Source organism: Acinetobacter sp. H1(2024) (assembly GCF_046557555.1).
Classification (GTDB): domain Bacteria; phylum Pseudomonadota; class Gammaproteobacteria; order Pseudomonadales; family Moraxellaceae; genus Acinetobacter; species Acinetobacter seifertii.
Genome location: NZ_JBKGFO010000003.1, coordinates 87,964 through 101,445, shown reverse-complemented (window position 1 = coordinate 101,445; position 13,482 = coordinate 87,964). Strand labels below are relative to the sequence as shown.

At 37.7% G+C, this 13,482-nt stretch carries 12 protein-coding genes and 1 pseudogene; 5 read left to right on the top strand and 8 right to left on the bottom strand.

The features are described 5' to 3' along the window. Positions 1 to 56: 56 nt before the first annotated feature. The 6 genes and pseudogenes from ACLCEG_RS10010 to ACLCEG_RS09985 all read right to left on the bottom strand — a co-directional run bounded on the left by ACLCEG_RS10010 (position 57) and on the right by ACLCEG_RS09985 (position 6,437). Positions 57 to 2,066, bottom strand: coding sequence for an AAA family ATPase (locus ACLCEG_RS10010; RefSeq protein WP_325778355.1), 2,010 nt, complete (start codon positions 2,064 to 2,066; stop codon positions 57 to 59). A gap of 72 nt (positions 2,067 to 2,138) precedes the next feature. Then, positions 2,139 to 2,275 (bottom strand): annotated as a pseudogene (locus ACLCEG_RS10005) (hypothetical protein); the annotation flags it as partial. A 41-nt stretch (positions 2,276 to 2,316) separates the two neighbouring features. Further along, positions 2,317 to 2,790: a hypothetical protein gene (locus tag ACLCEG_RS10000; protein WP_410567358.1), complete on the bottom strand. Its 474-nt coding sequence runs from the start codon at positions 2,788 to 2,790 to the stop codon at positions 2,317 to 2,319. Between the two features lie 85 nt (positions 2,791 to 2,875). Then, entirely contained in the window at positions 2,876 to 4,945 is a 2,070-nt protein-coding gene (gene glyS / locus ACLCEG_RS09995; RefSeq protein WP_212294928.1) for a glycine--tRNA ligase subunit beta, read from the bottom strand. Further along, the gene (gene glyQ / locus ACLCEG_RS09990; protein WP_002044989.1) at positions 4,945 to 5,922 is read right to left on the bottom strand and encodes a glycine--tRNA ligase subunit alpha; all 978 of its coding nucleotides are present in this window, start codon (positions 5,920 to 5,922) and stop codon (positions 4,945 to 4,947) included. Before glyQ ends, glyS begins: the two co-directional genes overlap by 1 nt. An 89-nt stretch (positions 5,923 to 6,011) precedes the next feature. Next, a complete protein-coding gene (locus ACLCEG_RS09985) occupies positions 6,012 to 6,437 on the bottom strand; it encodes a hypothetical protein (RefSeq protein WP_410567355.1) in 426 nt (141 codons plus the stop codon). 29 nt (positions 6,438 to 6,466) lie between these two features. Between ACLCEG_RS09985 and ACLCEG_RS09980 the strand changes: the two genes are divergently transcribed. The 4 genes from ACLCEG_RS09980 to ACLCEG_RS09965 all read left to right on the top strand — a co-directional run bounded on the left by ACLCEG_RS09980 (position 6,467) and on the right by ACLCEG_RS09965 (position 10,289). Continuing rightward, positions 6,467 to 6,883 carry a lysozyme inhibitor LprI family protein gene (locus ACLCEG_RS09980; protein WP_348884257.1) on the top strand — a complete coding sequence of 139 codons (417 nt, stop codon included), beginning with the start codon at positions 6,467 to 6,469 and terminating at the stop codon, positions 6,881 to 6,883. A 109-nt stretch (positions 6,884 to 6,992) separates the two neighbouring features. Beyond that, a complete protein-coding gene (locus ACLCEG_RS09975; RefSeq protein ID WP_068530106.1) occupies positions 6,993 to 8,255 on the top strand; it encodes a putative DNA modification/repair radical SAM protein in 1,263 nt (420 codons plus the stop codon). A 3-nt stretch (positions 8,256 to 8,258) separates the two neighbouring features. Further along, positions 8,259 to 9,056, top strand: a complete 798-nt coding sequence (locus ACLCEG_RS09970; RefSeq protein WP_410567353.1) for a TIGR03915 family putative DNA repair protein — start codon at positions 8,259 to 8,261, stop codon at positions 9,054 to 9,056. A gap of 132 nt (positions 9,057 to 9,188) precedes the next feature. Next, positions 9,189 to 10,289: an HPP family protein gene (locus tag ACLCEG_RS09965; RefSeq protein ID WP_191016454.1), complete on the top strand. Its 1,101-nt coding sequence runs from the start codon at positions 9,189 to 9,191 to the stop codon at positions 10,287 to 10,289. A 68-nt stretch (positions 10,290 to 10,357) separates the two neighbouring features. On the opposite strand, the gene ACLCEG_RS09960 is transcribed toward ACLCEG_RS09965, so the two are convergent. Then, positions 10,358 to 10,612, bottom strand: coding sequence for a PspC domain-containing protein (locus ACLCEG_RS09960; RefSeq protein WP_410567351.1), 255 nt, complete (start codon positions 10,610 to 10,612; stop codon positions 10,358 to 10,360). A 241-nt stretch (positions 10,613 to 10,853) separates the two neighbouring features. Here ACLCEG_RS09960 and ACLCEG_RS09955 point away from each other — a divergent pair, with 241 nt between their 5' ends. Further along, positions 10,854 to 11,513 (top strand): hypothetical protein, encoded by a 660-nt coding sequence (locus tag ACLCEG_RS09955; RefSeq protein WP_410567349.1) that lies wholly within the window; start codon positions 10,854 to 10,856, stop codon positions 11,511 to 11,513. Between the two features lie 71 nt (positions 11,514 to 11,584). Here ACLCEG_RS09955 and ACLCEG_RS09950 read toward each other — a convergent pair whose 3' ends face one another. Then, a complete protein-coding gene (locus tag ACLCEG_RS09950; protein WP_077168962.1) occupies positions 11,585 to 13,408 on the bottom strand; it encodes an acyl-CoA dehydrogenase C-terminal domain-containing protein in 1,824 nt (607 codons plus the stop codon). Between the last annotated feature and the right edge of the window lie 74 nt (positions 13,409 to 13,482).

The window sequence follows — 13,482 nt, the reverse complement described above, 5'->3', positions numbered from 1 at the left end:
TGTGTATATAAATTGACAAAGAAAGAGAATTTAGAGCTCTCTTTCTTTTGTAATATTTATTTCAATCTTTTGTTGATAGCTTCAATCAATTTTTGACAATTTTGTTTTTCTTCATGAGATAAATCATGATAAGAGTGATCTCTGGCCCATGCTAAAAAAGCCTTTGCCATTTGAGCTTTTGAAAAGTCTTTTTTAAGTTTCTTAAAGATATCAACAATAGCCTTGTCAGAATTTTTATCTTCTTCTGAAATATCTATTTGATATTTAGCTGTAAAAATTTGTGCTAAAGTTTCACGAATAATATCTTCAATTTCAGAATTTTTAATTTCCTTCTGTAAAAACTCTTTTGTTCGTAATATATTTTTTGCCCCTAGCGAATGTATAACAGTATCTTGTTCTGCTGCTTTATCTCCAGCAGCATCAGAGTCTAAAAGAGCTACAGTTTTCAAGTCATTATTACCAAGCATAGAAGCATAGTACGAAATTTTTGCTGATGTTCCTACTGGCAATAAAGCTATACTAGGATCAAGGTTTTTATCAAATAATGAGTTAACTCCTTCTAAGTACCATAAATCTGTTATGCCCTCTAAAAGTACATTTTTCTTTGCAGTAAACATACTTTGAGCTAGGTTGTATCCTAAAGCTTCTTGTAATGGAAATAGAGCAGCAGGGTCATTTGAAACAATTTTATTATTAACTTTTGTGCCAATCGTTCTATCGGTCAATTCGATAATTCTAACCAAATCTAATTCATCTTGTGAGATCATAAATGGAGAATGTGTTGTATAAATTGTTTGATTTTTTTCGGCAAGCTTACTAATGGTTTTAATAAATTCTTTTTGCTTTAAAGCATGCAAGCTGGTAGCAGGCTCATCAAGTAAAAGAATACAGTTTTTATAATCATTATCAGCTTGTGATTCAAAAACTATGAAAAAAGATACCATCCATTGAAAGCCTTCTGACCTTTGATCAAGTTCTACCTTAGCTCCCGACATATCAGTTACTACGACTTTTAAGGATTGCCCATCGGCTACAATTTCTAAATTAGAAGCTTCATCTGTTTTGTTACTTGGATTCCAAATTTCTTGGATTGATTTAGATAAATTTATAGAAGCTGCATTAAGACGATAGAATCTATCATCTAATGATCGAGCATATGCTTCAGGATCAGCTTGGCTTTCATTAGGTTTGCCAAGATTTGCTAGCTCTCTTGCTGAGTAGCCTAAGAACTTAAGAAGAGAAATATTTCCATAATCAAAATATTTATCATCAAGTTGATTATTTTCCTGCCGTTGAGCTAGACGCTCTAGATGAATACGGGGTTTTACTCTAATATAATTATTAAAGTAAACAAATTTAGGAATCTTTGTTGAGAGGTATTTGAGTAATTTATTATAAATTATATTTGTGTTTAACATATTTAAAATTTTTAGAATACGATCTAATTCTTTTTGATTATCTTCATCTATTTTTATTTCAGCTTGTTCAATTAGTGCTTTTAGGTTTGTTGCTTCTGATTCACTAATATAATAATTATCGCCTTTCGATTGCTGCAAAATTAAATTTATATCTTGTATTAATTGTTCTGTATTTGATGTCTGAGTTAAAGCCTCATTCAATCGCAAAATATCTTTTTTTACTTGAGAAAAAGTAAAACGATTAAATTTCTCTATATTGTGGTTATATCCTTGGTAATATTTGTCTTTAACATATAAGATTTGTGCTAAATCCACATCTAATTTTTCTATTTCTGGGAAATTTAAAAGTATCTGTTCTCTATCTAAGGATTCTAAAGAAAATTTACCTTTAACTAAAAGAGTAGAAGAACAAACTTTTTCTATATCTTTCCCTTTAATATGATCAGCATATTTTGCACGTGGAAAATCTCGTAATAGACTGATTTCTTCAACATCGCTAGCAGGGTTTAACTGATTAATAGCTTTTAATAAAGTTGTTTTTCCTGCCTCATTAATACCAACAAAAACTGTTTTAATTTTTTCTATATCTAGCTCGCCACTATCAATAATACTTCTGTAGTTTTGTACTTGTACTTTAACTAATCTCATTTCATTGCCTAATAAATAAACCCCACTAATTTTATAGCGGGGTTTATTTTAAAGATCAAGTATTATAAATACTTAACCCTGCAATACACTTACATCAGCAATAGCAGTAAACAAATTACGCAACTGAGCTAATAAACGTAAACGGTTTGCTTTCAGGTCAGCTCATCTGCGATTACCATTACGCCATCAAAGAAGGTATCGTTAGGTACACAAAGCATTACAAGCTCAGCATCTTTATTTAAACCATTTTCTAAAGCTCTGGCAAAAAGAAGAACAGCACAATAGCTCCAAAAATTCCGCTTAAGATCAGCCAGTCTTTTTTACGCATATCTGCAAGGCGAATCACCGAAAGATAAACACTGCTGAAAAAAACCAAAACAAAAACCAGCAAAACTAGCGGATTATTGAAGAAGAATTTGCTGATACCAAATAGCACGAAAATAATGGTACTAGAAATCCAATACAGCAGAGCCAAAATAAATTTGTTCACTGATAAATTACGAACAGAACGATCTAAACGAGGCAGAGTTACAGCTAGCATAATCAGCCCTGCAAAACCGCCTAGAATAGAGATAATCATAAAGAACAGGCCGCTCATATCTGGTTTGGTCTTTATATGAGGATATAGTTTCCATAGGCCATAACCGATTACCAGTAAAAAGGTGTGGCAAAGAACAAGATAAGCATCTATACGATAAAAATTTTTAATTGAAGAGGTATTCATTATGATGACTACGGATTTATTTTTAATATTAAAAAACCCCACTAATCTATAGAGGGGTTCTCATTAATTTACAACTAATAAAGGCTTAGCCCTGCAACACACTCACATCAGCTACAGCAGTAAACAAGTTACGTAACTGAGCCAATAAACGTAAACGGTTTGCTTTTAGGTCAGCATCATCTGCCATAACCATTACACCATCAAAGAATGCATCAATCGGCGCGCGAAGTGCTGCAAGCTTAGAAAGGGCAGCAGTATAGTCTTTTGCTGCAAGTAATGGCTCAACCACAGGAGTCACTGCTTGAAGCTCAGCAAATAATGCCTTTTCAGCATCTTCAACCAAGTTCGCTTCAACGACAGAACCTTCCGGTGCTGCTTCTTTTGCAAGAATGTTAGCCACACGTTTATTTGCAGCAGCAAGTGCAGCAGCTTCAGGTAATGTGCGGAAGTGGTTAACAGCATTTACGCGCTTGTCAAAATCAAGTGGAGATTTTGGTGCAAGTGCTTGAACAGCTTGAAGTACGTCAACAGCAACACCTTGGTCTTCGTACTTAGCACGGTAACGACCTTCCAAGAATGCAACAGCATCAGCACGAGTCTTGTCGTGGTCTTTAACGATATCGCCATAACCTTGAAGTGCAAGATTTACTAACTCTTCAATTGTTACGTCTAGCTCATTTTCAATGATTAAACGTAAGATACCGATTGCTGAACGACGAAGAGCAAACGGATCTTTAGAGCCTGTTGGCGCTTGTCCAATACCGAAAATACCAACCAGCGTATCTAAACGGTCGGCAAGGGCAATGGTTGTACCTGTTTTGGTTTTAGGTAAAACATCACCCGCAAATTTTGGTAAATATTGCTCACCTAAAGCTTCAGAAACTTCAGTGTTTTCACCTTCAATACGTGCGTAGTAAGTACCCGCAATACCTTGAAGTTCGGGGAACTCACCTACAAGCTCAGAGGTTAAGTCGCATTTAGCAAGTAATGCAGCTTTTTCAGCATCGGCTGGGTTTGCACCAGTGATTGAAGATAATGCAACAGCAAGTTTTGCAATACGTGTTGATTTGTCCCAAAGCGTACCAAGCTGTGCTTGGAATACCATATTTGCTAATTTTTCTTTACGAGATGCAAGCGGTTGCTTTTGATCTTGTAAGAAGAAGAATTCAGCATCAGACAAACGAGGACGAACAACTTTCTCGTTACCTTCAATAATTTGAGTTGGATCTTTAGACTCAATATTTGAAACAGTAATGAAGTAAGGCTGTAATTTGCCTTCCGCATTGATCAAACAGAAATACTTCTGGTTGTCTTGCATTGTCGTAATAAGAGCTTCTTGAGGAACAGCTAAGTAGCGTTCTTCAAAAGTTGCACGTAAAGCTACAGGCCATTCAACGAGGCTTGTTACTTCGTCAAGTAAGTCGGCTGGAACAATCGCAGTTGCGTTCACTTCATCAGCTAACTTTTTAACTTGTTCTTGAATAGTTGCTTGACGCTTTTCAAAGTTTGCAACGACGTATGCTTTTTCTAAAGCCTCTAAGTAGTCATTTGCATGCGCTAACGTCACAGCTTCAGGTGCATGGAAACGGTGACCATAAGTCACATTACCCGCTTTATGATCTTGAATAGTCGCATCAACAATTTGGTCGTCTTTGAGTAAAAGAACCCATTTAACTGGACGTACAAACTCGGTACGGCTTGCAGCAGAACGCATACGCTTAGCAATTGGTAAATTATCTAATGCAGTTTGTAAAATCTGTGGAAGTAAAGCGTCAAGGCTTTGACCTTTTACATCTTTTAAATAGCAAACTTTTTCAACTTTACCAGCTTGGAAAGTAGAAAGCTGATCAACTGTAATACCTTGACCACGCATAAAGCCTTCGAGCGCTTTAGTCGGTTTGCCTTCTGCATCATAAGCTGCTTGAACAGCAGGGCCGTCAAAACGCTTTTGTGTATCAGCTTGAGCAGCATCGATATCTACAATTTTAAGCGCTAAACGACGTGGAGCAGCATAAGCTTCAATTGATGCGAAGTTTAAGCCCGCATCTTTTAAACCTTTTACCGTTTCTGCCTGTAAAGCATCACGTAAAGTTTTTAAGCTTTTTGGTGGAAGCTCTTCACAGCCAAGTTCGAATAAAACAGTATGTTTGCTCATTAGTTTTTCTCCGCCTTTGCTGCTTCACTTTCAGCTTGTGCTTTTAGCTGTGCCAATACTTCATCACGTAAGTGTGGTTCTGCCATTGGGAAGCCAAGCTCTGCACGTGCTTGTACATAACTTTGTGCAATAGCACGCGCTAAAGTACGTACACGTAAAATGTAACGTTGACGCTCAGTTACAGAAATTGCGCCACGTGCATCAAGCAAGTTAAAGGTATGAGACGCTTTAACCACTTGCTCATAAGCAGGAAGAGAAAGTTTTGCTTCTATTAGACGATTTGCTTCTGATTCATAAAAATCAAACAGTTCAAATAGTTTTTCAACTGGAGCGTATTCAAAGTTATAAGTGGATTGCTCAACTTCATTTTGATGGAATACGTCGCCGTAAGTTACTGTACCAAATTGGCCTTTCGTCCAAACAAGGTCATAAACTGAGTCAACACCTTGAAGGTACATCGCTAGACGTTCTAAACCATAAGTGATTTCGCCTGTTACTGGGTAACATTCAACGCCACCCACTTGTTGGAAGTAAGTGAACTGAGTCACTTCCATACCGTTAAGCCAAACTTCCCAACCTAAGCCCCAAGCACCAAGAGTTGGAGATTCCCAGTTGTCTTCTACGAAGCGGATGTCATGAGTAAGCGTATCAATTCCGATTGCTTTTAAAGAATCGAGATAAAGCTGTTGGATGTTGTCTGGGTTTGGCTTAAGTACCACTTGGAACTGGTAGTAGTGTTGCAAACGGTTCGGGTTTTCACCATAGCGGCCATCTTTTGGACGACGTGAAGGTTGAACGTATGCCGCGTTCCAAGTCTCAGGCCCTAAAGCACGTAAGAATGTTGCGGTGTGGAATGTTCCAGCGCCCATTTCCATGTCGTAAGGTTGTAATACGACGCAGCCTTGTTCGGCCCAGTAGTTTTGTAGGGCAAGAATTAAACCCTGAAATGTATCAATATGCGAGATGGCGCGACTCATGTAGCATCCACGAATTTATGAGAAAAATTGCCCCTAAGTATAAGGATTTTGTAGGGGAGTGGCAAAGGCTTAATCAAAGGAATGCGCGATTAGCCTATTTGTTTTCGGCTTAGCCACTTCAAGCTTAACCAGTAGCAAAAGCCAGTAAATAAAATCATGAGATAAAAACTGTAAATCTTATAAATATCCCACCAAGGAGATGGAAATGACCCGACAAAAAACAAACGTGCAATCGGGCTAATCAAAATCCATATCGCAGTTGCGCTAATGAAAATACTCATCAGATTTAAACGATTTTTACGGGCGAGTAAATATGAAATGACATATGTGAAAGGAATAACCAGAAGGCCATAAAAAAGTAAATAAAATAAGAAGTGGGCTAGAAAAATAACTCCAATCGAATAAAGGTTGAACTCAGCATTTAATGTCATTACTCCTAAGGCAGATAAACTTAGCAATGGGATAGGTGCAAGCACAAGTGCGTGAATAATCGTTTTTTTGTTATATTGAAGCATATTAAAAATTATAGAATCGAGAATAAATTATGCTGAAATTTTGTTGCAAACTCATAGTTTTATCCAGTCTTTTTTATAGTCCATGGCTATATGCGCAGACCGATGCTGACGAGCAAGATGAATATAATCAATGTGTAGAACAGACTATTAAGGAAATGAAGCTTGAAAGTATTAATAACATGGTTGTGTATAGTTGTTCTGATAAAGCTAAAAAGACTTATGAAGAAAAAATTGTTGCTCTCATTGATCAAATTCGTACACAAAGCGAAGAATACAAACAGCCAGAACGTTACCAAGATATTTTAAAATCTCAGCGACTTTGGAAAGCCTATGTAGATCAGGAATGTAATAATGCAGGTTCATACATTGGCTCACCGATGTATTCGTATTGCCCTATGCAAGAGTATGAAAAGCGTGTAAAGCAGCTTGAAGAATACGTTAATTAAGCTAGTTCATTTTAAACGTCATCTCATGACGCTGACCGTACTTCACTAGATTAAATTTAAAAATGCGACATGATATTTTTTAAACGATGCCATAAATGAGTCGTTTGATATGTCTGATCGCATTCGAGAAAAACTACAGATTCTTGCTGATGCTGCTAAATATGATGTGTCTTGTTCATCAAGTGGCAGTGACCGTAAAAACAAAGATAAAGGTCTAGGGGATGCCAGCCATTCGGGTATTTGCCATAGCTATACTGAAGATGGCCGCTGTGTATCTCTCTTAAAAATTCTATTTAGCAATGTGTGTATTTTTGACTGCGCCTACTGTGTTTCACGCCGTTCTAATGACGTCCAGCGTGCAGCATTTACCGTGCAAGAAGTCGTAGACTTAACGATTAATTTTTACCGCCGTAATTATATTGAAGGCTTATTTTTAAGCTCAGGCATTTTTAAATCGGCGGATCATACGATGGAGCGTATGCTTCAAGTCGTGAAAAAGTTGCGTCTTGAAGAAAATTTTAATGGCTATATTCATCTAAAAACCATTCCAGGTGCATCGCCTGAACTGATCCATGAAGCAGGTTTATATGCGGATCGTATGAGTATTAATTTAGAGATGCCGACCGAAATTGGACTAAAAACTTTTGCGCCAGAAAAATCACATCAGGAAGTACAAAAAGATTTAGGACTAGTCCGTGACAGGCTCATTCAGCTTAAAGATGAGCGACAAATCATTAAGCATGTACCGAAATATGTACCAGCAGGGCAGACCACCCAGATGGTAGTGGGGGCCCATCAAGAGTCAGACCAAGATGTCTTGTTTATGGCAGACAAGCACTATAAAGAATTTAAACTCAAGCGCGTCTATTTTTCGGGTTATATCCCAATTAATACCGAAAATAATTACTTGCCAGCAGTGGGTTCTGCACCGCCGTTGCTTCGTGAAAATAGGCTCTATCAAAGCGATTGGTTGATGCGTTTTTACGGTTTTGAAGTCAATGAAATCGTCAATGAAAAACATCCAAATTTAGATTTGGATGTAGACCCGAAATTAAGCTGGGCTTTAAGGCATCCTGAACAGTTTCCAGTAGATTTAAACCGTGCAGATTATCAAATGATTCTGCGCGTACCGGGCATTGGAGTGAAATCGGCCAAGAAAATTGTGCAGGCTCGCCGTTTTGGAAAAATCCATATCGATTTACTTAAAAAACTAGGCGTGGCCTACCAACGTGCAAAATTCTTTATTCGCTGTGAAGACAGTCCAAAATTCCAAAAGGAACTATCTTCTGGGTATATTCGACAGCAGATTTTAACGCAGGGATCTTCGAAATATGTGCAGCAACTCTCGCCACAATTAAGCCTTGGGTTTTAGGCCATGTTTAATGAGGAAGTTGCTTACTATTTTGATGGTTCAATGGTTGGGCTGCTAAGCTGTGTTTTTCGTGCATTTCAATTTAAAGAATTACAGGTCAAACTCTGTCTGAATGATGCAGCTCAGCATGGCTTATTTGCCGATAAAATTGAGGTTGCAAATAACGAGCAACATGCCGAACGTGTGTGGTCTGCGCTACAAAAAAAGCTTTCATCCTCTTCGTTGAAACAATTTTATTTTGCTTATTTATCTGAATCTTTAGATGCCTATCAGCATTTATTTAATTATTGTATTTATGTGTTTAGTAGTCATTCGTCTGTAGAAAAAGATTATTCGCACCCAAGTGTTTTAGCGATTGCGCAGTGGACGAAAAAAGTCGGGCGAGAAAAGCATAGAATGGAGGCTTTTATTCGGTTTAAGAAAACTAAAGATGAGCTTTTTTTAAGTTTAGTACGTCCTGATTTTAATGTTTTACCGCTTATTCAGCTGCATTTTAAACGGCGTTATCAAGATCAGCGTTGGCTCATTTATGACGAGCAACGTAAGTTTGGTATTTATTATGATTTAAGTGAAATACATGAAGTTTCACTCGAAGCTTCTGAAGTTGACCGTAATTTAAAAAATGGCATGAGTCAAAGCTTTCAACTTGAGCTGGATGAACAAGAAGTTTTGTATGATCAACTTTGGAAAGATTATTTCAAGAGCGTAAATATTACAGAACGCCAGAATATAAAACTTCATGTGCAGTATTTGCCAAAACGTTACTGGCGCTACTTAAATGAAAAATTGATGGAATATTAAAGTTTTAAAATAGTAAGAATAACTTCAACAAATTCTCTGAACATTAAAAGATATAATTTAAATGCATTTTATACGGCTTTGGGCGTATACTTTTGCCCGTTATAAATAACGGCATATCCCCAAAGGTGTACTGTGAGTGTTATACAGCGAGAATGGTTACAGATTTTAAAGCCGAATTTTAAGGTTTTACCACTAAAAGAGCGATTGCTTTGCGGTATTGGAGCACTATGTGGTTTAGCAATTTCTTCTTTAATTAGCTGGTATGTTCTGGGTGGAATTAATGCTTGGTACATCGCGCCTATGGGGGCCTCATCTGTTCTTTTATTTGCAGTTTCAACCAGTCCATTGGCTCAACCTTGGAATGTGATTGTTGGCAATACTTTAGCTGGCATTATTGGCGTTGCCTGTGCACAGTGGATTCCTGATTTAACTACGGCTTTTAGTGTGGCTGTCGGGCTTGCCATCTTTTTAATGATGACCACCGACTCGTTACACCCACCAAGTGGAGCAGTTGCAATTACGGCTGTACTGGGTGGTGCTGCAATTCATAAATTAGGTTTTTATTTCATTCTTTATCCAGTTTTACTCAACTCGTTACTGCTACTAGGGTTTGCTGTTTTCTTTAATCGATTGATTGGGCGACATTATCCTGTTACCGCACATTTAAATGAGCGAAGTAAGGATCCAACGCCCACTCAGAAAGTATCGATTCAGCCAAAAGATATTGAGTATGCATTAGGGCATCACACTGAACTGTTAGATATAAGCCAGTACGACTTAGAAAAAATCATTTTAGAAGCTCAAGAACATGCCAATGAACGCATGGTGAACCAATATATCTGTCAGGATATTATGAGTCATGATGTGATTAAGTTGCATGAAGACGACGATATTCACCAAGCACTCGATAAGTTTAAACAAGTGAACTTGATGAGCTTACCTGTGGTCAATGCAGACAACCATTTGGTCGGAACTTTAGCGCTCTATGAAGTCGTCGAGTGGTTTAAAGGCGCAGCCGATCCAAGAAACTCTTGGCAGCATTATGTAAAGCAGATCATGAGTCGTCGAGTGGTTACTGTACTACCAAGCCAACCTATTCAAGATTTAGTGCCATACTTTGTTGAAAAGTCTTTTAACTACATTCCTGTTGTTGAAGATCGTAAGCTTATAGGAATGATTAGCCGTGCAGATATGATTGCTGCATTACAGCAACAGTTAAATCGAAAGCTATAATTTTAGAATAAAAAAAGCTACGGTTGATTAGGGGATGCAACCGTAGCGACCAAAATAAACTAAGTTATTTAATGTATTTGTTCTTCTCGTACAGTACGAACAGGTTGTTGATAACCTTGGACTTGTTCAGGCTGTCTTTTAGGAATGACTAACCATAAAACGAGATAAACTAAAATCCCTGGGAAAGCCGCACTCATTACCGAAACCAATACGAAAATAATGCGTAATGAATTTGCGTTCCAACCAAAACGTTCAGCAATACCGCCCATTACACCGGCGATCATGCTTTGTCGGTTCGAGCGATATAAACCAGAATTGGCCATCTAATTCTCCTCAAATATATAAACTACAAGGAATCATTTATTCACTTGTTTAATAAAGATATGGAGATCGAATTACCAAGTTAAAGTCTTAATAAAACTAAAAATGGTTAAAATATGTAAACGATTTAAAGGAATGAAAGAAACATCAACTAAAATGCACTTTTTCAGGGCTAAATCTTATTTATATAGGTAAATAGTTCTTGGATTAAAGATAAACTTGTAACATTGCTGTCGTATTTAAATGATGTATATATCTTTGAAGCAGTCTGGTTTTGTAATAAAGCATTTAGGTTTAATAATTATCCTAGGTATAGGGTTAACTGCCTGCGATGTAAACCATGCGGAATCGAAAGATCATTCCAGCGTATCCACGACAGCTTCAAAGCATGAAAATGACCCTATAAAAAATAATTCGGCAGTAACAACTCTAGATGCTGCTGCTGGACGGACTTTTCTACCAAATAATTCACAAGGTCACTTACAGAAATTGTCGGCCTCATCATTACAGTATGTTGGACGTTATCATACTCGCATATCTTGTACAGATGCTTTTGCTGATTGTGAGAATGGGGAAGCAGAATATATTTTAAATTTACTAGCCGATGGTTCTGCCTACTGGAATGTAATTCATTACGGACGTATAGGTACTAAAGATGGTGCTAAAAGTGCGGTTGTAAATCAATTGTGTCCTAACTTAACGTGGAAAGTAGACAATGTAGAACATAATTTAATTATTCATTGCCCCGCATCAGATGTGAATTTCTACTTTAATATTGATTCAGAAAGAATTTTATCGGTAAATTTAGAAAAACTCTTTTATAGTGATTATGGTAAAAATCGTGAGTTTCTAGAGCAAAATTATTTTGTTCCTACAAAAGCTTATATCCTTAAAAAAGAATAAAGTTAATTTTAATATAATAAAAAAGAGCGCAATATAAATTGCGCTCTTTTAATTTTAGTATTTACAAATCATTAGTAGTCGAAGCTAAAGTGTTCAACTGGTAATGAAGTAAGTGTGCGAGATGTAGTTACCATCGATTCTGCATGACCTTGTGCACGTGGCAATAAACGGTCGAAGTAGAAATCAGCAACTTTAATTTTTGCTTTATAGAATTCAGCAGTTTCTTGACCGTTGCCAGCTTCTAATTTTTCAGAAGCAATCACAGCTTGTTGAGCCCAGAAGTAAGCCATCATGACATAGCCTGAGAACATTAAGAAATCTACAGAAGCAGAAGACACGATGTCGCGGTCTTTACGTGCAGCAAGCATGATACGAACTGTTAACGTGTTCCACTGAGCACAAAGCTTAGTTAAGTCCCAAGCAAAACGACGTAAGTATTTATTACGTGCGTGAGCAGCACAGAATTTTAAGATTTCAGCAGTGTATTCACGTACTACTTTACCTTTTGAACTTAACAACACTTTACGACCAATTAAGTCGAGTGCTTGAACACCAGTTGTTCCTTCGTATAGGGTCGCAATACGTGCATCACGTGCGATTTGCTCCATACCCCATTCTTTAATATAACCATGACCACCGTAAACTTGCATACCGTGGTTGGCTGCTTCTAAACCAAGTTCAGTTAAGAAACCTTTTAAGATCGGTGTATAGAAACCAAGTTTGTCATCGTAGTCTTCAAAAGCAGCTTGATCACCACGTGTTAACGCATCTGTCATTTTGTCAGCAATTTGCGCAGCATAGTAAATCATTGCACGACCGCCTTCAGCGATCGCTTTTTGAGTTAAAAGCATACGGCGTACGTCTGCGTGGTGAATGATTGCATCAGCAACTTTATCTGGATCTTTCTTACCAGAAAGCGCACGCATAGACATACGGTCTTTAGCATATGGAAGAGCACCTTGGAAAGATAACTCAGCATGTGCAATACCTTGAACTGCAGTACCGATACGCGCTGTGTTCATGAAGGTAAACATTGCATGTAAACCTTTGTTTACTTCACCAATTAGATAACCTGTTGCATTATCAAAGTTGAGTACAGCTGTTGCAGAAGCACGAATACCCATTTTGTGTTCGATTGAACCACAAGTTACGGTATTGCGTTCACCAACACCGCCATCTGCTGTAGGCATGAATTTAGGTACGATAAACAATGAGATACCACGTGTACCTGCTGGCGCATCTGGAAGGCGAGCAAGTACGATGTGAATAATGTTTTCAGTTAAATCGTGTTCACCGGCAGAAATAAAGATTTTTGTACCCGTGAGTTTGTAAGTACCGTCAGCTTGAGGTTCAGCTTTAGTTTTTACTTGGCCTAAGTCTGTACCACATTGAGGTTCGGTTAAGCACATTGTGCCGCTCCATGTACCTTCAACAAGTTTAGGCATATACGTTTGTTTTTGCTCATCTGTACCGAATTGCAAAATCGTGTTCATACAACCTGAGCTTAATCCTGGATACATGGTAAATGACCAGTTTGCAGTACCCATCATCTCTGATTTAATCAGGTTTAGAGACATTGGTAGGCCTTGACCACCAAACTCTTCAGGATAAGAAAGCCCTTGCCAGCCACCCATTACGAACTGGTCATAAGCTTCTTTAAAACCTTTTGGCGTTTTTACTTCGCCGTTGTCAAAATGGCAACCTTCTTCATCGCCAGATTGGTTAAGTGGTGACAGTACGTTTTCACAATAATCTGCCGCACCTTCAAGAATCATATCTACAGTATCTGGATCTGCACTTTCACCATTTGATAAAGTTTTATAGTGAGCAGGATAATCTAGTACTTCATTCATTAAGAAGCGGATATCGTGTAGGGGAGCTTTATATGCTGGCATGGCTTTAATCCTAATTTTGAATCATTGTGGGATTATCTCAATCGATGATTTGATTATTCACTCGCATGATAAAA